The sequence below is a fragment of the Psychroserpens mesophilus genome (assembly GCF_050617655.1).
Classification (GTDB): Bacteria; Bacteroidota; Bacteroidia; order Flavobacteriales; family Flavobacteriaceae; genus Psychroserpens; species Psychroserpens mesophilus_A.
Map to the genome: position 1 here is coordinate 1 of NZ_JBODQC010000113.1, position 300 is coordinate 300.

The 300-nt window shown below is 62.0% G+C and carries 1 protein-coding gene; it reads left to right on the plus strand.

What is annotated here, in order from left to right:
• Positions 1-300: NAD(P)/FAD-dependent oxidoreductase (locus ACRHNM_RS16560; protein WP_431137728.1), on the plus strand; the 300-nt coding region annotated here is incomplete at both ends.

The following is a 300-nucleotide window of genomic DNA, read 5'->3' on the forward strand; positions in this document are numbered from 1 at the left end:
CGACCTGCTGGTTATAGGGGGCGGTGCCGCCGGGTTTTACGGGGCCATCCATGCAGCGCGGCGGGGGCCCGGGATGCGCATTGGCATCCTGGAACAAATCAAGGAATTCCTTTCCAAGGTACGAATCTCCGGAGGGGGGCGGTGCAATGTGACGCACCGGCCTCTGGAACCGGCTGTCCTCGCCGGCAATTACCCCCGTGGGAACAAGGAATTGATCGGACCTTTCCACACCCATGCCAGCCGGGAGGTAATGGCCTTTTTTGAATCCCTGCGAATCCCGCTCAAGACGGAAGGGGGCGG